Raw genomic sequence first — 22,283 nt, forward strand, 5'->3', positions numbered from 1 at the left:
GAAAATCCTCTTCTCTCTTTCTTATTTTTTATTCCATTTATTTACTTCACCTGGAAACTTTTTAAGCATTTCTTTTACTATGTTTATACGCTCTTTAGCTTTTTCATTTTCACATTTAACCTCTGAAAGATTTTCTAAATCAAAGTCTCTAAAAGTTTCTTTACCTAACTCTCTACCCATTTTATAAATAAAGCTTCTAGAACTAACTCTATGAACTTTATTAACAAAATGATTAAATTCACTATCTTCCATTTTATTAATAATATGCTCCAACACCTCAGTAGAAACTAGATTTTCATAAAAAAGTATATAAGGGATAACTTTCTTATAATCGTTAAAACTAATTGAAGTAATATTATATAAATGTAGTTCTGATGTGGAGAAGTAAGCTATTGTAAATAGATCAAAGATTTTTCTATAATTTTGACTTTCAACTCGTATAACACTGTGCACTTCTATATCATCACTAATGTAGTCCTCAAAAACCTCTAGTAACGCGTACATTAAATAATGCATCTCATTCTTACATACAGAGGTAAGAATAGTTAACCACTCATTGTCTGTTAAAGATAATTTTAAAAAGTACTTAACCATATTGTTGATTTTGTGATAAAACTCAGAGTTATCGGTAAACCTTGCTTTCAATGCTAAAGCACCATTTATCCCCTGTATAAAAAGATCACTATGCTCAGCTCCTCTTTTTATCATAAACTTTATCAGTTGATTATTCAAAATCCCAATTTGAGAAAAATCCTGCCCCACTGTTAAGTACGAATAAACAAGATCTGGATTTTCTAAAAGTAAATTTAATCTAGGAAGCTGATCCTCTTTCAAGATTTTTAAAAAAGCCATATCTCTCTTACCTAATATTTTCTCGCTGGAATTAGTAGAGCCTCTTCCAAAGTAGAACCAAAAATCAGGATCAAAAGATTGCTCTTTTAAAATCATGTGAAACGCTTTATATTTTCTATTAATAGTAGCCGAAGTATCGGTTGATTTTAAAACAGAAAAATCATATTTTGATAACTTATCATTAAGCAAGTCAGAGTACTGGATACTTTGAAAATTTCTACAATACAATACTCTAATATAGTTTAGAGGATCAGGACAATTTCTGTCTATATCTCTATACTTATATATATTATTAATATCACTCAATACTTTCTCATATTCAGTAATCTTAGCTTCTACAAAATCCTTAGCTTCTCCGAAACTTTCACATAACTTTATTAATTTACTTTTGAAAGATAGAAAACCTCCCAGATCTACTTTATACACGTTACCATCAAATAACTTAATTTTATAAGTTTTACTCGGATCTTCAATCCAATTTTTTAAAAATTCCAGATCAACAACTTCATCTTTACTTACTTCCTTCATTGTAAAATAATTTTCATATCCATCTATCTTATCCCAATGAAGGTCAACTTCTTCTAATTTGTGGATATTTTCAATTATTGTACTTTCACTCTTATCTGTTCCATAAAGTAAGCCGTAGTCTTTATGTAAAAGGTATAACTTCTTGACATAGGAATTTAATTTCCAAAAGAGTTCTATCTTTAGTAAGTACTCACATTCACTAAGATCTTTAAATAAATTCTCACTTAACTCTTCTAACTGATTAAAGATCTCATAAAAAAATCCCTCTCCTCGAGTTGCTTGATAAAATTCTGTGGCAAATAAATTTTTAATTATCACAGTACCTAAAATTTTTCTTTTATACCTCTTGGCATTTATGTTCAGTAAAGAATCCTCTACATTGCCAAAATTCCTATATCTAGATGGATTATCCAAATACTTTCCTCTTTCTTCTTCATGCACCTGAGCAAATCCACCATCTACAAAAGTGTTTTTATCTCTACTTTCAAAAATATCTAAAGTAAGTTTGTACTCATTAGCTATATTTGCAATCACCCTAGGGTCATTAAGGTATAAAGAACACTTTCGTAAAAATGAATCCTCAATATCACTATCATTTAAGCATTGTTTAAAATAAATAAACGAGAGGTTCAAATCAATAATAGGATAGATTGGAATAATTAAATCAAAAAACTTAGCTCTATCTTCAGCTGATGTAAATAAATCATCTTTCAAAAAGTATATAAACTTAACCGTCTTACGATCTTCTTCGTTGTCATTTACAGAAACGATTTGATTGATAAGATTATTGATTCCTCTTAGCTTTTCAAATATCGAAATATCATTAAAACGATCTAAATCTTCAAATGCTAAAGCTCTAACTTTTGCACTACGTAAAAGGTAAATAATTTCTCTGATATCTCTATCTAGTACAGTATCGTCACTTAACTCATCTCCACTTTTAAAACTAGCTTCATTACTTTGAATATTTAACTTTAACTCAGAGAGCTCAAATTTTAAATAAAGCAACCTACTCACACAAAAGAAAGCTCCTATTACAAGAGATACCACCTTGACTATAATAGCAATATTCGTTATAACCTCTGGAGAGTAAAAGGCAAAACTAATATTAGATACCACTGAAAGAGCTAAAAATATATCCCAATAGGTAGCTAAAAATATAGCCAAAAGTATAGCTATATAAGCAACTGAGTATTTGATAGATTTGTTATTCTTCGTATACCAAAGACTATATACAAAAAGAGAACTGTTTACTAAGAATAAAAAAATCGCTATAAAAGCATAGATTTGATTTACAGGATCAAATAGAAATTGCAAACCTAAAAATAGTAGCAAATACATAGCTATCGAAGTACCAAACATAACATTGAAGAAGTTTACGTTCTCTTTATTCTTGTACTTACTATAGGGTATATCTTTAGGATCTATCTGCGCTACTATTTGATTATTATTTGTCTTTCAACTCTATTTATAGTCCTTAAATAAGACTCTGACCCATTGCCACCATTTCCCTCATTACCATAATGACGATTATCTTCGTCAAATAGAGCAAAGGAAATAGTTATTACCTTTCCTAACTCATTTTTATCCACTTCGTTTTTCTTCGCACTTTGTTTAGTTCCAGCTGATTTATTCTTTAAGTAACTTAGCCAAATGCTACTTTTACCAGAGCCATATGGACCTGTTACTGCAATATTTTTAATAGTTGGATCTCTGAAAGCTTCATCAAGCATGTGCGAGTAAGGTTCCATCTTTTCTGGTTCGATACTGTCTATCGGAGCTAGAGAATGATACTTAACTCGAGTAACCTCTTTCTCTGGCGCCATCTCTGCGTCACTACCTGTTGTAGCAGCCTTTTGATCTTCTGTATCAGATTTTTGCTTACTACCTTCTGGGTTATCTTGAGTTGTGCCATCTTTTTTTGTTTCTTGAGCAGAGGCATCTTTTTCTTCAGCACCCTCTTTAGCTGCAGTATCTTTTTCTGCGGTCCCCTCTTGTGTCTTTGCTCCCTTTTCTTCTGTTCCTTCTTGATCTTTAGCTTCTTTTTCTTCAGAATGTTCTTGAGTACTAGCTCCTTTTTCTTCCGTTCCTTCTTGAGTACTAGCTCCTTTTACTTCAGGCACCTCTTGAGTTGTAACTTCTTTTTCTACAGCTCCATCTTGAACATCAGCTTCTTTTTCTACCCCCTCATTTTGAGCTGTAGTACTTTTTTCTTCCGTAACCTTATCTTGAGCAGAATTATCTTTATGATCTTCTGCCTGCTTATTTATTTCATCTTTTGCAGAAGTCTCATCTGCGACCGATTCATTATTAGGTCTATCTGTTTTCATACATATTTACTCTTAGCTCATATCTCTAGTTACATGACATTGGAGAATATAAAAATCTTTTTTCTTACTAGAGATCATAAAAATATCGAATTTAATTAAACTTTATAAGTTTACTATTTATAAGTAAAAAAGTGTAAGAAAATTACAGCTTATGTAACCTCCTCACACTTTTAAAATTAATTGCAAAATAGCTTAAGTTTGAATTGTTTTGCGTTCACAATTGTACGCTTTAGTTTTTCAGTACTGACTAGAATAGCGTAAAACCAATAAATGCAATTGCAAAACCAACGAGACCGATTAGTGTCTCTAACACTGTCCAAGTTTTTAACGTGGTTTTAGTGTCCATTTCTAGTAAGCGACTCATTAACCAGAAGCCAGAGTCATTTACATGTGATAACACCGTTGCTCCTGAAGCGATAGCAATCACGATAAAGCAAAGGTCTAGCTCGGTTAATCCTGTAGTTGCTTGCACCATTGGCGCCACTAAAGCAGCTGCTGTAGTTAAAGATACAGTTGCAGAACCCTGCGCTACTCGGATTACAGTAGCAATAATAAACGCTGCCAAGATAATTGGCATACCTGTATGCGCAAAGAGATTGGATAACTCTTGACCTATACCTGAAGCACGTAAAACGCCCCCGAACATGCCACCAGCACCTGTAACAACTACTACCGAACAAATAGGTCCTAGAGCTTTTTCACAAATAGCTTCGAGTTCTTTTAAGCTACGATTTTGACGTAGAAGTGCTAAGGCAAAGAGTAACGTTATTAGTAGGGCTACTGGTGTTTTCCCAATAAAACGTAGGGTTTGCACAAAAGTATTATCTTCGATAACTTTTGCCACTAGTAACGTATGGCAAAGGGTATCTAACATAATTAATAAAATCGGGAGTACCAGAATAAAGATCACTTTACCAAAAGACGGCGGAGTGCCTCCAGTATGTTCTTTACCAATCACCACATTCATAAATGCCTGCGGTAGTGGAACAAATACTCTTTTACCAATCCATAAACTATACAGGTATGAAGCAATGAACCACGTTGGAATTGCACAGAGAATACCTACTAACACCAGTAAACCTATATTAGCGCCAAGTAAATCAGCAGAAACTACAGGACCAGGATGCGGAGGTAAAAATGCGTGCATTACCGCAAATGCCCCTACCGACGGGAATACATAGTAAAGAATTGATCCACCTAAACGACGCGCTAGACTAAAGATAATTGGTAACATTACCACTACCCCAGCGTCAAAAAAGATTGGAAAACCAAAGAGTAATGACGCCACACCTATTGCAAAGCCTGCTCTCTTTTCTCCAAAAGTATCAACCAGCGTGTCAGATAATACTCTTGCGCCCCCTGACACTTCAAGCAGACGACCAATCATTGCTCCTAAACCAACTAGCAAGGTTACCGAAGCTAAGGTTGAACCAAACCCACTTAATAAAGTTGGAACTATTTTGTCAACCGCAATCCCTGCAGATAAAGCTGTAAGTAAACTTACAATCGTTAAAGCAACAAAGGGATGAAGTTTTAAGCCAATGATTAGTACAAGGAGAACTATAATGGCGACAATCATAATGGTAATGAGCATATACTGACCTTCTTATGTACTTTACAAAATTAAGGAAAAAACTATGAGTGTCTGTCTAGGATCATAAATAGATAACTAATTGCTCCTAAAGACCTTTCTATTTTGAAATAAAAGTTCGCACAATGTAAATAAAAATTTCAAAACTATGATCTAGATCACAGAACTGAAAACTATTTGCAAAAAACTAAACATTTTTTTCAAAAATGATCTTAAAGCAAAATATAATAGACAACGTCTAAACTAAATTTAAATATTTCGCAGTTTAGGTAAAAATAATTTTCTCAAGCAAACTTTTTTCTCAGGCAATATTATCCTTATGAAACAAACTCAGGTTGTTATCTTAATGGGAGTTTCTAGTACGGGTAAAAGTTCAGTTGGTAAAGCTGTCGCAGATATGCTAGAAATGAAATTTATTGATGGTGATGATCTGCACCCTCGTGCCAATATTTTAAAAATGGCATCAGGCAAACCACTAGATGACCAAGATAGATTACCTTGGTTGGAAAGAATTAATGATGCAGCTTTTGCCTTACGTAGTAAGCATGAAAGTGGCATTATTATTTGTTCAGCCTTAAAACGTAAATATCGTGATCTCATTCGTCAAGGTAATTCAGGGATTATCTTCTTGCACCTCCATGCAAATTATGATGTAATCCTCCAACGCCTCTTAGCGAGAAAAGGTCACTTTATGAAAGCTAACATGTTGCAAAGTCAGTACGAAACTCTAGAAGAACCTCAAGCTGACGAAACTGATGTTTACGCTGTAAATGTTGACGCAAGCTTCGAAGAAGTTTGCCAACAAGCCAAAGCTGTACTTGAGCAAATCTTGCAAGCAAATGCTCATAACGTACAGTAATATGCAGTGACTACAGTAACGTAAATTAACATATAGTAACGTAAAGTAAGTTACTGGAGCTTAAAATACAGTTAGTAAACATGGTAAAGGTTTATTTAAACTGCAATGCATGCAAATAAAAGCGTACAAGCTCGTAGCGTGCAAACTAGATGTTTGGAATCGAAGAATGCAAAAGCATACAAACTTAAAGCATTCACCCCCAAATACCTAAACAAAAAGTACCTAAACAAAATATGTCAGCTTATTAAATTTACACTATTTTGTTCTATTTTCACGCAAGTTAAACTTGTTCTTATCAAGTGATTATAAAAAGTTTTACTTTTACCTACCTCCAGTTAAATCAATATGTTATAATAATTTTATTCTATAGTGAATTAATATTTATTTTTCGTTGAAAAATAATATTCAACCTAGTTGATTCACTAAAGAAATATTTGCATAACTAGCTATATTTACTAGATTAAATCTAGAAAAAAGGCAATTTCTCCATTCTTCTCAAGCAAAGACTGAGATCTTCTTTGAGAAAAATATCTTTTTTATTATTAATTTTTTGTTCACAAATCGAGAACAATATTTTTAATTTAATTCTGTCACTTATAACAAGTTCTTAACAATATCCTCATGACTCTACCGGATATCTTAGTAGATCTGCCGTTAAGTAGAATATCTATTAAAAAAATTGGTAACCATAGATATGTTTACTATAAACATGAAACCTACCGTAATGAAAGAAACGTAGCCACTTTTAAAGGGATACTAATCGGTAGATTTGACGAGGAAACGGGCAGACTATTTCCGAACAAAAACTATTACGAATTTATTGAAAAACCTGGACTTGTCGATTACTTAGCGTTACCAAGAGGTCCATCGCAAAGAAAAGACAATGTCGTAAATTTAAAAGTTAAAGAGTACTTAAAAGAATTTGCTCTTCGACCTAAGCCTGAAGGCGAATCTCCAAGAATACCTACCAAGTTACCAATTTATAGAAGATCCCCTAAAAAAGATAAAGATGCTGCTAAAGATGCTACTAAGGCAACTAAAGCAACTTCAAAAGGATCTAATAGCACTACTTCTAAAGCCTCTAGCAAAAGCAAAGCTAGCTCTAAAAAAGCTGACTTAGCAAAAACTAAAGCTAGCAAAACAACTAAAAAAGCTAGCCCAAGTAAAGCACAGGCAAAAAGTAAAGCAAAATCTTCTAAAAAGGTACTTGCAAGTAATTCTACTGCACCAACTACTAATACAGCAACTGCTAAAAAGTCTAGCACCGTTAAAAGTAGTAAAACTACAGTAAACGCTAATAACGTAAACAATACTGTAGCTCCAACTGCAAATAACAGTCAAACTTCTCCAACAGCAAATGCTCAAGTATTAATTGGTACAAGAAAAGATAATCGCAAACCTAACAAGTTCAACAAAGGCTTTAAATTTAAAAAATCAAATAAATTCAGAAAAAGCAAAAGTCGAACTTTTGAAAAAAGAACAGAGCCAAGCTAAAAATTAGCTTGGCTCTATTCTTTTTGTTAATAAAATTGTTAAAGCAACTTATGAGAAACTCATGAACAACTCATGAGTTACTTAGAGCAACTTACGCAGGCTTACGCGCTAACATAGTTGCAAATTGTAATTTAATACGGTTACCAAAGACATCTGTTTTGTGGAGATGACCTGGGTTTTCGTTATACTCAATAAATTCCCAACCTTGGTAATAATCTTTGAGTTCGTTAGGAGCAAAGGTAAATGGGAAAGGCATAGGGCAAGGATACTCATAGGTATTCATGGCAGCCACGATTAAGTTATAGCCACCTGGTTTGGTATGCTCTTGCATATTAGCAATAATTGCAGGGATAGCTTCACGCTCACAGAACATTAGCACAACTGTTGAGAGAATAAAGTCATAGTCATCTGTTAAACTTGCCGTATTGATGTCATACTGACGAGCTTTAACATCTAAACCGTCTTTATCACGTAAACTATCAAGGAAGTTCACTCCCTCAAGATTACGATCAACTCCCTCAACACTAAAACCAAGTTTTGCTAAGTAAATTGAGTTACGTCCATGTCCACAACCTAGATCTAAAACTTTACCAAGTTTTACATACTCTAGGGCTTTAACTACTTCAGAGTGCGCTGGGTTTAAGTTATATTTTTTTGCAGGATAGAATTCAGGTTTACACTGAAATTCTAATTGACACTCTAAATCCGAAGTTACAGCTTCAACCTTATGCCAAGCTTGTGGTTCGATTAAGTAATCTTGTCCCGCTTCTAAGTCCTTCGTACTTAAAATATTACCCTCTTCATCTAAATGATAAAAACGTAAAGTTCCTTGCAATACCGAAAGATGACCATAGGTATTTTCCTTGGTATTATGTTTCTCTTGGAACATTTGTGGTAATGTTTGCGCAGTCCAAACTGGCATAGTTTTGTAAGTTAGTAAATTAGACATAGTAAGTTAACCCCAATGAGTAAGTAGTGCTAGTTAGCTTAGCTAACTAGTACCTAAGAAAAGATTCAGAGCAAATTATTGCTTTTACTTGCATAAGCGTTAGTTTTGCTTAAATAAGTATTTGGTCTTGCTGAATAAGGATTAGTTTTGCTTGTTGCCCTATTTGCCTCTAAACTTTGCTTGAGATTTTTATTACTTAGTTGCCTTTGAGTTTTTGTTTTTGCGGGTATGCTTTACTTCTGTCTCATGCTCTTGTGCTTGAGCTTGTAAAGCTTCTTCGAGTTCTTGGCGTTGCGCTAATTGCTCATTTTGCACAGCAAAGTACATAAACTTCATTAAGGCACTGGCAATGATAAAGTAAGCAAAGCCCGCTAGAACTCCAGCATAACCATACAGAGAGACTGTATAGCGCGCTGTTGGTGCATTCCCTAAAAGAGATAGTTGCATCTCTTGCTGGATTGAGAGCGCTAAACCTAAAGTTAAGCCACTCGCAACTAAGCCAACAAGGTAGTAAGCTAATCTCTGTTTGGTATTTAGTTGTTGCTCATTATAAAGCGGAGCTAAATAGAAGGCTGACCAAGCTAAACTAATTACACTGATTAAAGCATAGCTATAGGAAAAATAGCTCTTTAAATCACCTTGAAGCGTAAACACCTCTAAACTTCCTTGGGTGAGCATAAAGATTAACCAACCTGAAAGTGCAAGCACTAAAAGGTTAATTACCACAAAGAAAAAGCGAGGCTTTAACGTATGGCGACGAAAATAAAGCGAAGTTAAAGCAATGCCAAAAGGAATAAAACCCGTCATAAAGCCCAGTAACACTATAGGCCAAAGACTAGTATAATCTGCATTTTGCAAAGAAAGAGAAAATAGGTGCCAACTTTGGTTTGTAAAAGCGTGTAAGCTTTGTGACCAAAATCCTAGACCTAAAACGCCAGCAAGCAAAGTTAAGCCGGCAAATAGAAAAAATGGTTTGTTTGTTGTTTGCATAATATTGTTGTTTTTTAGTATAGCAAAAGAAGAAAATATCTTTCTTTTTACCCTGCAAGTCTGACTTATCCCCACTTAGGTATCACCGAAAAATCCGTTAATTAGCAAGTAAGAATTGTTACAACTTTTATAAGGGTATTTTTATTTTTTTCTTGTTTCTAAAAGTTGCTTAATACGCTCTTCAAGTTTACTACGATTGGTAGCTTTCCCTGATTTTACTTTAAAACGCCCTGCGTTAATTTTTATATTTGTAAAATCTGCACTATTAGGACGATGATCAGCTAGTTGGGCAAGGTTTGCAGAGGTATTAGCTAAGCCTTTTTGGGTACGCTTGTCAAAAATTTGTAGTTGATCTTGTTGTTTTTGCACAAGACGACGCGCGTTTAAGGTATGCGCATGGGAAATAGCCAGCGCAAGGGCATCAGAGGCGTCCAACTTAGGTTTTTCAGTCAGATTTAATAAACGGCAAACCATGTTGTTCACTTGCTCTTTTTTAGCGTTACCTATCCCGGTGACAAACTTTTTAGCTTGACGCGCAGAGAGCTCAAAGATTTCAGCTTTACCTAAAGAGCCAGCTAAAATAGCTATGCCTCTTGCCATCCCAAGTTTAATCGCGGCTTGTGGGTTTTCGGCAATAAACACTTGTTCAACTACCATATGCTGGGGTTGATAAGTGGCAATTATCTCTTGTAATTGCAAATAAATTAAGGGTAAACGACTATTAATTTCACTTCCTTTTACACTAATCACTCCCGAAGTAATATACTCCAAGCGCGAACCTTTTTTAGCGATAATGCCATACCCGGTATGTCTAGAACCTGGGTCAAGCCCTAAAATAATAGTCATAACAGATAATCTCTATTAGCAAAAAGAAGACGCATAAAGCGTCTTCTTTAAATGCGTTTACAAAACTATTTTTATTCTAAAGAAGCAGCTACTTCATCAGAGATTTCACCATTGTGGAATACTTCTTGCACATCGTCAAGATCTTCTAATGAATCAATTAGCTTCATGAAAGTAGTTGCAGCTTCAACATCTAAATCAACTTTATTAGCTGGGATTTGCGCGATCTCTGCATTAGCAGGTTTTAATCCTGCAGCTTCTAAAGCATCACGTACTTCGTTGAAGTTTTCCCATGGACAGTAAACGTCTACGTTACCATCACCGTAATCTAGGATATCTTCACAACCAGCTTCTAACGCTGCTTCCATTACATCTTCTTCAGAAGAGTTTTCAAAAGTAAATACGCCACGTTTAGTAAATAAATAAGAAACTGAACCATCAGTACCTAAGTTACCACCTAAACGCGTGAAAGCGTGACGTACTTCAGATACAGTACGATTACGGTTATCAGTTAAACACTCAACCATGATCGCTGTACCGCCTGGACCGTAACCTTCATAGATAATTGTATCCATGTTAGTACCTTCACCGCCACCAGTACCACGTTCAACCGCACGGTTGATAGTATCACGTGTCATGTTGTTTGATAAAGCTTTATCTACTGCTGTACGTAAACGAGGATTCGAACCTACATCGCCACCACCTAATTTAGCAGCAACGGTAATTTCACGAATTAATTTGGTAAAGATTTTTCCACGTTTAGCATCTTGGGCTGCTTTTTTATGCTTAATATTTGCCCACTTACTATGACCTGCCATAAAAAGACCTTTTATTGTTTGTTTGTGTGTAAATAAAAATTTGAAACTGTAAGCTTACTTAGTGGGCATTGCCCACTAAGTAAGTCTAGTAACAAGACTAGTTAAATTAGTATGACTAGTTAAATTTAAATTAGTATGACTAGTTAAATTAGTACGACTAGTTAAATTAGTACGACTAGTTAAAGTTATCGCGTAGCTGTTTTACGAGATTATTTCTCACGATGAACTTTGTACTCTGGTACTACATCAATTGCTACTTCAGCTAAAGATTTATCAGCAATATATGAAGGAGCATTTGTCATTAAACATGTAGCAGAGTTAGTTTTCGGGAATGCAACCACGTCACGAATGTTTTCTGTACCAGAAAGTAACATTGCAATACGGTCAAAACCAAAAGCACAACCAGCGTGTGGTGGCGCACCGTATTTAAATGCGTCTAGTAAGAAACCAAATTTGTCTTCTTGTTCTTCCTTATCAATGCCAATTAAATCAAAGATTTTTGATTGTAGTTTTTGGTCATAGATACGTACTGAACCAGATGAACATTCGTAACCGTTGATTACCATATCACATGCGTCTGCACGGATATCTAACACCGGAGTGTTCTCTAAGTATTCTACAGTACCAACAATTGGTGAAGTAAATGGGTGGTGCGCTGCAATTAACGCGCCTGATTCTTCATCAATTTCGTACATAGGGAAGTTAACTACCCATAGAGGCGCAAATGCGTTTAAGTCTACTAAACCTAAATCACGACCTAAACGAATACGTAAGCCACCAGCTGCTTTAGTTGCTACGTCTTTAGTGTCAGCCATAACAAACACTTGGTCGTTATTTGCTAACTCAAGTACTTGGTGTAAACTTGCGTAAATTTCTGGAGTAATAAATTTAGCAATTGAACCTTTTACTTGTGCTTGTTCATGATCAACCACGCTAAAGTGTGCTAGACCACCAAGACCTAATGAGTTTACATATTTAGTATACTCATCAATTTTCTTACGACTAAATTGTTCAGCAGCCCCTGGAACTTTAATTGCAATTACGCGCGATTTTGGATCATTAGCAGCTTTAGCTAAGAATTCTAAACCAACATTTGTAAATGCTGTGTTTACATCTTTTAATAAAAGAGGGTTACGTAAATCTGGTTTATCTGAACCGTAATCACGCATAGCTTCATCGTAGCTCATACGTGGGAATTTTGCTGGTAGATCGTAATCTAACACTTCTTTCCATAAATTACGGATTAGATTTTCTCCGATTTCACGTACTTCTTCACCACTTAAGAAAGTAGTTTCTAAGTCAATTTGCGTAAACTCTGGTTGACGATCCGCACGTAAATCTTCATCACGGAAACATTTAACAATTTGGAAATAACGGTCAAAACCAGACACCATTAATAATTGTTTAAATAATTGTGGTGATTGTGGTAAAGCGTAGAACTTACCTTTATTCACACGTGAAGGTACTAAGTAGTCTCTTGCACCCTCTGGAGTAGCTTTAGCTAATACTGGAGTTTCAACTTCAATAAAGCCATTTTTATCTAAGAAAGAACGTACTACTTGATAAGCCTTGTGACGAATAAAGAAACGTTTTTGCATTTCCGGACGACGTAAGTCTAAGTAACGGTATTTTAAACGTAACTCTTCAGGAACTTCAGTGTTATAGTCCACAGGTAAAACATCAGCTTTTGAATAAACGTGTACGTTTACAGCTTCGATTTCAATTTCACCTGTTTTCATTTTTGGGTTTACTTGATCTTCAGGACGAGCAAGTACAACACCCTCTACACGAATACAAGATTCTGGACGTAGGTTTGAAACTTCTTCAAAGAATTCTGCTTCAGGTTTAATAAATACCTGTACTACCCCTTCACGGTCACGTAAGTTTAAAAAGCATAGACCACCGAAGTTACGGTTACGATCTACCCAACCATTTAAAGTTACCGTTTGTCCTACATGTTCTTTAGTAACTGCACCACAATATAAACGCATTTTTATGTTACCTTTTAAATAAAAGTTGTTAAAAAAATTATTAATCCTTTACTAGCTAAATCGGCTGTAAAAATATCGGCATTATTATATCATAAGTCTGACTTTTTCTCAGAGGGTGGTATAATAGAAGAATTTGCAATAACCAAGCTTATTTCCCTGTTTTCAAGCTAATTTACTTATGACAAAAGATAATATTTATGCTGATCAAGATATCCCTGGAGATTTTCAGTTTAATGATGTAGTTGCTGAAGTCTTTCCGGACATGATCCAAAGATCAGTACCTATCTATCAAGCTATTCTTGATAATATTCAGCTACTTGGGCATAGATATATCCAAGAGCAAAGTAATGTTTATGATTTAGGTTGTTCTCTCGGAGCTATGACTTTTGCTTTACGTCAAAGCCTCCCGTTAAAACCAGAACGCCTCGGAGCAGTTCCGCAAAAAGTTAACTTCTACGCTGTCGATAACAGTGCGCCAATGATCCAACGTGCTCAGTTAAAACTAGCTGGTTACCAAAGTAATTACCCTACTACTTTTGTACTTGATAACATTGAGAATGTTCAAATTACCAACGCAAGTATGGTAATTATGAACTTTGTGCTACAGTTTTTTAAACCTCAAGATAGATATGCGCAACTCGAACGCATCTACGCAGGTTTAAACCCAGGTGGCGTTTTAGTGTTATCGGAAAAATTCACGAATCCAAATGCTTATGCTGAAGAGCAAATTAAGCAACTGCACTGGGACTTCAAAGCAAAAAACGGTTACTCCCAACTCGAGATTGAGCGTAAACGTAACGCTATTGAAAATGTAATGATTTTAGATAGCTTACCTGAACATTTAGCCCGTTTAGAGCAAATCGGTTTTGAAGTAGTTATTTGGCAACTAGGATTTAACTTCTGCTCTATCCTTGCTTTTAAACCTCAAAAGTAAAACTGCATGTAAGTAAAACTTCACCTAAGTAAAACTGCACCTAAGTAAAACTGCACCTAACTAAAAACAGACACGAAAATAAAAACTGACCCACTTTGTGCAAGATTTCAGTTTTGTGAAAATTCTTTTCACCTAGAAAATGGTCAACTTTACGAGCAAAATACTACTAGCGAGAAAAAACAAAAGTCTCGAAGTTTGTTAGCTTCACCACTCTTTTTGATAAGTTTTACCTATTATTTAACTCTAAATATTTTTACAAAATTTTAGTTGGTAAATAATTTTTTCTCTTGATTTTTAAAAATCTGCAGGAGTATAATCTGGTTTCGAATCTACTCGGTTAGATTCTTAATCTATAAAAACAACTATCAAATTGAGACATTATTGTGAATTTATTTCAAACTACACATGCAAACCAACGTCGCGTGTTCTTAATGATCATTATCGCGATCGTTGCAGGTATCCTTTCTGCTTTTGTTAAAGATGGTTGGGAATCAACTTTCCCTCCTCGTGCTGTTAACGACGTTCCACCTCCTGTACTTTTCTTAGAAGTATTTGGCGTTAACGTAGCAGAAAAAACTTATACAATTTTAGGTGTTACAGGTAACTGGGCGGCAACTTTAACTCACTTAGTATTCTCTATTGTGATGGCGCTTATTTACTGTGTACTAGCTGAGTTCTTACCTAAAGTAAGAATGTTAAAAGGTGCGGTATATGGTTATATCGCTGCATTTAGTGCGCACTATGTAGTGTTACCTATGTTAGGTATTCCTCGTGAATTCTCAATCCCAGGTTTCTTATCAGAAATCGGTGGTACTTTCTTATGGATCTGGGCTATTGAAGTATTCCGTGCTTACATGCGTGAAGGTGCAACTGGCTACAAAAACGCAGAAGATATGCCTTTATAATTAGCCAAGCTAATTTAAAAGCAAAAAGATTTTTTTAGGACACGTTTAACAACGTGTCCTATTCTTTTTTTCCTGAAACGACATATAGCTTTTGTCCTGAAATGACATATAGCTTTCTCCTTAATTCCCTTAGGTAATTCCTTCAGGTAATTCCCTAAGGTGAGTTTAAGGGAATTATACCCACCAAAAAACTACTTTCTAGCTTTCAACCTTACTTTTTCTTTAGATAAGTTTCATTAGCCCAAAGAATGCAAAATAATAACCTCTACAAAGTAGTAGCTAATTATGAAAAAGTTGCTTTATATTTTTAAAATGCTACAATATCCACACTTTACTCTAATTAAAATTACTCTCCTTAAGAGTAACTTTTTCAAAGCAAATTAGATTTACTGCAAACAGCAAGTAAAAGAAGCAGGCAAAGATCTAAAGGTACAAATCTAACTGTTATCTTTTAATTACTATTTAAATTAAAACTATCTTTAATTAATCAACTCGAAGTTTCTTTATGTCAACCTCAAACAATATAGAAGCGGCTTCTACATTTAAAGGTGTTGACTACACAAGTCCACATCAACAAAGCTTACAAAGCCGTATAAAAAGTAAATTAATCTTACTCCTAATTCTAGGGATTATCTCGGTTTCGGCACCTGTAAGTAATGATGCCTTAATTCCAGCTATTTTAAACCTACAAGACTTTTTTAAGGTAAGTCTTGAGCAAATCCAAGCGATTATTCCTTACTTTGTTATCGGTCTAGGAATTGGACAAATTCTCTGGGGACCAGTTATTGATCGCTTTGGACGCAAAAGCGTAATGGTTGGTCTCATTGTTGCAGCTATTGTTAGTAACTTTATCATTACTTATGTTACTGACTACCATAGTTTTTTAGTAATGCGTGTGATCCAAGGTATTATCTATGTCGGTCTCGGCGTAATTCCGTCAGTGGTATTAAAAGACATTTACTCACCACGTGAGTTTATTGTTTACAATGCCTACCTCTCGACTATTTTTATGTTCGGTCCAGCTTTAGCTCCATTAATTGGGAGCGTTATGATGACCGTGATGCCATGGCAAGGGATTTACCACTCTTTATCAGTTTTACTTTTTGTTATTCTCTTAGCTTTCTTAAAGAGTATTCCAGAAACTATTGATCCTGAGAAAAAACAACCTTTACATACTTGGCGTATTCTACGTAACTATGGCAGTATCTTACGTACTCCGCCATCAGTAGCGCTAATTATTAGTATTACCGCACTAGAAATTGCAGGGATTGCTATTCCAACCTTACTTCCAGCAACTTTAATTGTTGATTTTGGCGTAACGCCAACGCAAAGTTCAATGTTACTTGGGGTAAGTATCCTTGCAATTATTTCAGGGATGCTAACTAACCAATACTTTGTAAATCGTGGGGCACGTATCAATAATGTATGGCGTGTTTTCTCAAGTTTACTCTTAGCTAGTATTGTCTTTAACATTAGTTTATTCTTTATCCCGCACCATATTAGTTTAATCATCCTTGGTATTGCTTTAAATGGTTTCTTTATTGGCGCCTTAAACGGGACTATGTACTCAGTTTACTTAATGCGTTATGAGAATATCACTGGTACAGCCTTATCGTTATTACTGGCGTTAATGCTAATTCTTTCTGGTTTTATTCTCGCTCCAATTACCCATTTACCACGTTACCATGGTTTAACTTTAATTTCGGTAATGGGAGCTTCAGCTTTAACCGTTGGTTTAATTAACCTCATTTACCAAAAAGTATGGGGCATTGCTGAAGACACTCCTCTAACTGGGCACTAAGTAGCACTAAGTTAAATTAGTTGCTAAATTAGTTGCTTTAGTTAAATTAGTTAACGAACTAACTACAACTAAATAGAATTTTACATATGAAAAGAGCTAGGCATTTGCCTAGCTCTTTTCTTTACCGATAAATTTACATTTTACCTATTAAACTTTACTGATAAACTTCAATGTTAACGATAAAGTTAAACTTTGCGTTTACTTACGCTTGCGCTTTAAAGTAACCGACACCGTCATTAGATTTACTGCCACAACCACCTACTTGCTGTCCAGCAAAATAAGCTGGGTGCTCATGCTCTGCAGTTTGTTCGCTTGACAGTTCACCATTAGCATGAGCTTGTAAGAGTTCTTCTTCCTGCTGTTGCAGAATAGTTTCGAAATCTAACTCAGAACCCTCTGGTTTCATATCTAACTTGTGTAATAGCTGTGCGTCAAAGTTATTATCAGGGTTTGAAGTAGTTAATAGTTTTTCGCCGTAGAAAATACTATTAGCTCCAGCCATAAAGCACATTGCCTGCATAGCTTCAGGCATTTGTTGACGACCTGCTGAAAGACGTACATGTGAAGTTGGCATTAATATACGCGCAATGGCAATAGTACGCACAAACTCTGTCCAATCTAACTCTTCCGCTTCAAATAGAGGCGTACCCTCTACTTTTACTAGTTGGTTAATTGGTACAGACTCTGGTTGTGGATCAAGGTTAGCTAGGCTTGCTAATAAACCAGCACGTTCTTTACGACTTTCATTTAAACCTATAATCCCGCCACAACATACTTTTAAACCTGCGTTACGAACTTTACCTAAAGTATTGATACGATCATCAAACTTACGCGTGGTAATAATTTTCTCATAATGCTCTGGAGAGGTATCAAGGTTGTGGTTATAGTAGTCTAAGCCAGCATCTTTTAATTGCTCTGCTTGTCCTTCTTCAAGAACACCAAAGGTTCCGCATACTTCCATACCTAAAGCTTTTACTTCTGCAATCGCTTCGCGAAGCATTTTCATATGCTTTTCTTTAGGACCACGCCATGCTGCTCCCATACAAAAACGGGTAGCACCTTTAGCTTTGGCAATTTTAGCTTTGCTAATAATCTCTTCTTTGGCTAGAAGTTCTTCGTTTTCTACCCCGGTGTTGTAACGAGCAGATTGTGGACAATAAGTACAGTCTTCTGGACAGCCACCGGTTTTAATTGAAAGAAGAGTTGAAAGTTGGACTTCACGCGGATCGAAGTTTTCACGATGGATACGCGCTGCTTCATAAACTAATTCAAGAAATGGCGTCTCGAATAATTTCTCTACCTCACAAACTGTCCAATAGTCAGTTTGCTTGTGTGGTGTTAAGGTAGTTAATCTGAGTTTTTGCATAATAGTAAAAAATAGTTTAGCTTAAGGCAAGGTTAGCGATAGAAATCACTTCTAAGCTGTCTTACCTCAAATAAAAAAGAATTCGGTTTCTAAATATTCGTTTGTAAATATTCAGTTTCTAAACTAGAATTATATCACATATTCGCAAAATTAAAATTTTCTTAGAAAAAGTTTAAATCTCTTTTTCTCTACACTAAATCCACGAAAATCCGCCACTTAAATAAAATTATACCTCTAAATCATAAGAGCAAATAAATTTTATATTTATCTAAAATATATCTTATTAACACAAAATAAGAGGCTAACCTAGGTTTTACCTAGACTAGCCTCTTATTTAGGTATAGGTTAAGCACAAATATTTGTAACTTTAATTGCTAACCCACCAGTAGAAGTCTCGCGATACTTCGCGTGCATGTCTTTACCTGTTTCATACATAGCTTCAATTACTTTATCAAGAGAAACACTTGGATCATTTACACGACGTAACGCCATACGTGCCGAGTTTACTGCTTTAGTTGAAGCAATTGCATTACGCTCAATACAAGGAACTTGTACTTGTCCAGCTACTGGATCGCAAGTTAAACCAAGATTGTGCTCCATCGCAATTTCAGCGGCAATAAATACTTGTTTTGGTGAGCCACCCATAATTTCTGCAAAGCCAGCAGCAGCCATAGAACAAGCTACCCCTACTTCACCTTGACAACCCACTTCAGCTCCAGAAATCGAAGCGTTCATTTTGTACAATGAACCTACTAAAGAACACACAAGCAAGTAACGCTCAACAATATCCGGAGTTAAATGCCCGTAAAACTTACCATAGTAAGCTAAGACAGCAGGCACTATGCCACAAGCTCCATTGGTTGGTGCTGTAACTACACGACCACCGGCAGCATTTTCTTCATTAACCGCAAAGGCATAGAGGTTTAACCAATCCATAGCATAGAGGGGATCTGAATGCTCTTTAAGGATATCTGCTTCTAGGAGTTTACGTAAACCTGGAGCACGACGACGTACTTTTAACGGACCAGGAAGTAAACCTTCAGTTAACATCCCGCGTTGCATACATTCTTGCATGGTTTGCCAAATACGTTCACAGTAAGCTTTTAGCTCTTCTTCACTTCTTAAAGCTAACTCGTTTTTACGAGTTAGGTAAGATAGAGAGTAACCTGTGCTTTCTGTATGTTTTAACAAGTCTTCAGCTGATTTATAGCTATAAGGAACTTGAACAGGGTTCTCTTCTTCTTTCCCAAAATCAGCGTCACTTACCACAAAACCGCCACCTATTGAGTAATAGGTTTCTTGCAGAAGAACCGCTCCTTTGCTGTAAGCAGTTACCGTTAAACCATTTTCATGTTTTTCCAAAAACTCTTTACGAAAATGTAAATCTGTTTGGTAACAAAAGTCGATTTCTTTTGCACCTAAAGCTAAACTTAGTTTTTTGCTAGATTTAACTAGGTTCATATACTCAGTAATACGTTCCACTTCAACGTTTTCTGGTAAATAACCCATTAAACCCATAATTACCGCGACATCAGTTAAGTGTCCAATTCCGGTTAGCGATAGTGATCCATAGATATCTATTTCTATTTTATCTACTTGCTCAAGCTTATCTTGCTTAATTAGATTTTGCACAAACTTGTAGGTTGCGACCATAGGTCCTACTGTATGTGAGGATGAAGGACCTACCCCTACTTTAAACATATCAAAGATACTTATCATATTCACTCTATTATTTTGGCAATAATTTCTCCATATTATAACAAAGCGGTAAGTAATTATTTTCACAAACTTAGCTAACTTCGGCTATAATAGCCAGGAAAATCATATAATCAATAATAGAGAAAGAAACATGTCTGAACCAGTTATTCACTGTCCAAAATGTAACTCAGAATTTACTTACTTTGATGGCGTAACCCATATTTGCTCTATGTGTGCAACTGAGTTTGATCCAAACCAAGCTGCTGCTGAAAGTGCAGAAAAAGTATGGAAAGATGCTTTTGGTAATATCCTAGAAAATGGTGATACTGTTACTTTAGTTAAACCTTTAAAAGTTAAAGGTACTAACATCACTTTAAAACAAGGTACTAAAGTAAAAAACATCCGTTTAGTGGATGGTGACCACGATGTTGATTGTAAAATTGACGGTCAATCTTTTAGTTTAAAATCAGAATTCTTAAAGAAAGCTAACTAAGTTTCACTCGGTTAAACGAGATTAAGCTAGTTACTTCCCCGAAAAAGTCTAGAATAACATTCTAGACTTTTTTCTTGCAAAGACAATTTCGATATGATAAAATAAAATCCCACCCCAAAAAATGGGTGGCTGAATTTACGTTTCTTCTTTGAACTAAAGAGTTCATAGTTGATTCCTTGTTAATTTAAATTAAAATGTGTATGTATATATTAGGAGTAAGTATGACTTACTCCTTTTTTTCGTGCTAAAATAAGAGAAAAGAAAATAAACAAAAAATTATACAAAAAGCATTTTATTAACAAGAATTTTACAGAAAAGACTTGTTTACTAAACGACCTTAACAACCTCTATGGGTAACTCGTCTCAGCTTACAAGCTCTAGGGGTAATTCGTCTCAGATTACAAGCTCTACAAGTTTTTAAATCCTTAACTTCTTTCCTCATTTTTAAGAGAGGCAATATGACAGCACATTTATTAAATCAAGTTAATCTCGAGGAATTAACACCAGAATACAAAACTCTGGTTAAACAAGTAGCCTCAACTATTGAACCAGACAATAATCTCGTTAGTCTTTTAAGTAATGTTTCAGCATTACTTAACGAGCACTTAAAAGACATTAACTGGGTTGGTTTTTATCTATTACAACAAGAAGAACAAGTGTTATACCTTGGACCATTCCAAGGTAAAGCAGCTTGCACTCGTATCCCTTTAGGCAAAGGTGTTTGTGGTACAGTTGCTAAAGAAAATAAAACACAACGCGTAGCTGATGTTCATCAATTCCCAGGACACATTGCTTGTGACAGCGCTTCTAATTCAGAAATTGTTATTCCAATTAAAGTAGGTCGCGATGTTGTTGGTGTCCTTGATATTGATAGCCCAAGCCTAGATCGCTTTAGTGCTGAAGACCAAAAAGGTCTAGAAGCAGTAGTTAAAGTGTTAAATGCTCAACTAGCACGTCTTGATGCAGATAACTTTGCAGTTTACTACGATACGCCAAATAACCTTAGCTATAAAAGCTCTAAGTACTTAAGCTTTGGTGTAGGTATTGGTGTGATCTTAGGCTTAGTATTTGCTGGTCTGTTCTTGCTTTTCTAAAGTAAAGCATAAGCACAAGCAAAAAAACACAAGCGCATGCACAATAGCGCAAGCGCAAAACACAATTGCATAAAATGAAAATAGACCTCTAGGATTCACCTAGAGGTCTACTTTTATTCTATTCGTCTTTATTTACGTCTAAAGAACTTTCTAATTGATTTAGTTTGCTAACGTCGTTTTTTACAATAAGGCTTTTACCTGTTAGGTAAAACTGTCCACCAGCTGTGTAGTGAAGTGGACGTAAAGCATCAGAAGCACCTTCAAGCTCCCAATGTCCATCACGGAATACCTTATCGTCAGCCCATGCACCAATAATTTTTCCAAAAAACAGATCGTACTTGGCTAACATATCTGGTTCAGGAATTACTTCGCATAGAATCCATGCAGCTGAATTAGCTACATATGGCATGCCTAAGCCATTGCTAATCTCAACAAACTCGATTTTACTACGAGCGATTTTATCTTTTTCTACATGTTTTGTCATAGTCCCTAGAGCTAGAGCTTTTGAAGCTTGTTGTGCTGTAGGGATTTGTAAAACGAAATAGCCTGATTTTTCAACTAACTTTCGAGTATATGAACTCGAATCTAAAACTAAGGTTACTTTATCAAAGTCTAGTAAACTTGACCAAGCAGCACTCATAACATCTACATCACCCTCATGTTGGGCTGATACTAATGTTAAAGGACCATGGTTAAGTAAACGGTAAGCCTTTTCTAAAGGTACTGATTTTATTGTCATATTAATTA

The 22,283-nt window shown here is 35.4% G+C and carries 17 protein-coding genes and 1 pseudogene; 7 read left to right on the plus strand and 11 right to left on the minus strand.

All coding sequences use genetic code 11. The features are described 5' to 3' along the window. Positions 1-21 precede the first annotated feature (21 nt). The 3 genes from CKF54_RS05780 to CKF54_RS05790 all read right to left on the minus strand — a co-directional run bounded on the left by CKF54_RS05780 (position 22) and on the right by CKF54_RS05790 (position 5,304). Positions 22-2,742 carry a hypothetical protein gene (locus tag CKF54_RS05780; protein WP_119525417.1) on the minus strand — a complete coding sequence of 907 codons (2,721 nt, stop codon included), beginning with the start codon at positions 2,740-2,742 and terminating at the stop codon, positions 22-24. Between the two features lie 74 nt (positions 2,743-2,816). Further along, positions 2,817-3,710, minus strand: a complete 894-nt coding sequence (locus CKF54_RS05785; protein WP_119525418.1) for a hypothetical protein — start codon at positions 3,708-3,710, stop codon at positions 2,817-2,819. A 247-nt stretch (positions 3,711-3,957) separates the two neighbouring features. After that, complete coding sequence (locus CKF54_RS05790) at positions 3,958-5,304, minus strand: GntP family permease (protein ID WP_119525419.1); 1,347 nt, start codon at positions 5,302-5,304, stop codon at positions 3,958-3,960. A gap of 316 nt (positions 5,305-5,620) precedes the next feature. On the opposite strand from CKF54_RS05790, the gene CKF54_RS05795 reads away from it, so the two are divergent. Continuing rightward, entirely contained in the window at positions 5,621-6,160 is a 540-nt protein-coding gene (locus tag CKF54_RS05795; protein WP_119525420.1) for a gluconokinase, read from the plus strand. Between the two features lie 621 nt (positions 6,161-6,781). Continuing rightward, on the plus strand, positions 6,782-7,654 hold the full coding sequence (locus CKF54_RS05805; RefSeq protein WP_119525422.1) for a hypothetical protein: 873 nt from the start codon (positions 6,782-6,784) through the stop codon (positions 7,652-7,654). A 91-nt stretch (positions 7,655-7,745) separates the two neighbouring features. Here the strand turns inward: CKF54_RS05805 and tehB are convergent, their stop codons facing one another. The 5 genes from tehB to aspS form a co-directional block, all read right to left on the minus strand. Next, complete coding sequence (gene tehB, locus CKF54_RS05810; RefSeq protein WP_119525423.1) at positions 7,746-8,603, minus strand: SAM-dependent methyltransferase TehB; 858 nt, start codon at positions 8,601-8,603, stop codon at positions 7,746-7,748. A gap of 192 nt (positions 8,604-8,795) precedes the next feature. Then, positions 8,796-9,593 (minus strand): hypothetical protein, encoded by a 798-nt coding sequence (locus CKF54_RS05815; RefSeq protein ID WP_119525424.1) that lies wholly within the window; start codon positions 9,591-9,593, stop codon positions 8,796-8,798. 141 nt (positions 9,594-9,734) lie between these two features. Continuing rightward, on the minus strand, positions 9,735-10,439 hold the full coding sequence (ruvC, locus tag CKF54_RS05820; RefSeq protein ID WP_119525425.1) for a crossover junction endodeoxyribonuclease RuvC: 705 nt from the start codon (positions 10,437-10,439) through the stop codon (positions 9,735-9,737). Positions 10,440-10,510: 71 nt separating this feature from the next. After that, positions 10,511-11,254, minus strand: a complete 744-nt coding sequence (locus tag CKF54_RS05825; protein ID WP_119525426.1) for a YebC/PmpR family DNA-binding transcriptional regulator — start codon at positions 11,252-11,254, stop codon at positions 10,511-10,513. A gap of 209 nt (positions 11,255-11,463) precedes the next feature. Continuing rightward, positions 11,464-13,245: an aspartate--tRNA ligase gene (gene aspS / locus CKF54_RS05830; RefSeq protein ID WP_119525427.1), complete on the minus strand. Its 1,782-nt coding sequence runs from the start codon at positions 13,243-13,245 to the stop codon at positions 11,464-11,466. 178 nt (positions 13,246-13,423) lie between these two features. Between aspS and cmoA the strand changes: the two genes are divergently transcribed. The 3 genes from cmoA (at position 13,424) to CKF54_RS05845 (ending at position 16,885) form a co-directional block, all read left to right on the plus strand. After that, positions 13,424-14,179 carry a carboxy-S-adenosyl-L-methionine synthase CmoA gene (gene cmoA / locus CKF54_RS05835; RefSeq protein WP_119525428.1) on the plus strand — a complete coding sequence of 252 codons (756 nt, stop codon included), beginning with the start codon at positions 13,424-13,426 and terminating at the stop codon, positions 14,177-14,179. 383 nt (positions 14,180-14,562) lie between these two features. After that, complete coding sequence (locus CKF54_RS05840; RefSeq protein ID WP_119525429.1) at positions 14,563-15,084, plus strand: DUF1440 domain-containing protein; 522 nt, start codon at positions 14,563-14,565, stop codon at positions 15,082-15,084. Positions 15,085-15,589: 505 nt separating this feature from the next. Next, on the plus strand, positions 15,590-16,885 hold the full coding sequence (locus CKF54_RS05845; RefSeq protein WP_119525430.1) for an MFS transporter: 1,296 nt from the start codon (positions 15,590-15,592) through the stop codon (positions 16,883-16,885). A gap of 385 nt (positions 16,886-17,270) precedes the next feature. Here CKF54_RS05845 and bioB read toward each other — a convergent pair. Together bioB and CKF54_RS05855 are read right to left on the minus strand one after the other, a co-directional pair. Next, positions 17,271-18,251, minus strand: a pseudogene (bioB, locus tag CKF54_RS05850) (biotin synthase BioB); the annotation flags it as partial. A 345-nt stretch (positions 18,252-18,596) separates the two neighbouring features. Further along, the gene (locus CKF54_RS05855; protein ID WP_119525432.1) at positions 18,597-19,970 is read right to left on the minus strand and encodes an L-serine ammonia-lyase; all 1,374 of its coding nucleotides are present in this window, start codon (positions 19,968-19,970) and stop codon (positions 18,597-18,599) included. Positions 19,971-20,100: 130 nt separating this feature from the next. Here CKF54_RS05855 and CKF54_RS05860 point away from each other — a divergent pair, with 130 nt between their 5' ends. Together CKF54_RS05860 and CKF54_RS05865 are read left to right on the plus strand one after the other, a co-directional pair. After that, positions 20,101-20,442 (plus strand): zinc ribbon domain-containing protein YjdM, encoded by a 342-nt coding sequence (locus CKF54_RS05860; RefSeq protein WP_119525433.1) that lies wholly within the window; start codon positions 20,101-20,103, stop codon positions 20,440-20,442. Between the two features lie 458 nt (positions 20,443-20,900). Continuing rightward, the gene (locus CKF54_RS05865; protein WP_119525434.1) at positions 20,901-21,536 is read left to right on the plus strand and encodes a GAF domain-containing protein; all 636 of its coding nucleotides are present in this window, start codon (positions 20,901-20,903) and stop codon (positions 21,534-21,536) included. 118 nt (positions 21,537-21,654) lie between these two features. On the opposite strand, the gene CKF54_RS05870 is transcribed toward CKF54_RS05865, so the two are convergent. Then, positions 21,655-22,275, minus strand: a complete 621-nt coding sequence (locus CKF54_RS05870; RefSeq protein ID WP_119525435.1) for a flavin reductase family protein — start codon at positions 22,273-22,275, stop codon at positions 21,655-21,657. Positions 22,276-22,283: the final 8 nt, after the last annotated feature.

The organism is Psittacicella hinzii (genome assembly GCF_003585885.1).
In the GTDB taxonomy this organism is placed as follows: domain Bacteria; phylum Pseudomonadota; class Gammaproteobacteria; order Enterobacterales; family Psittacicellaceae; genus Psittacicella.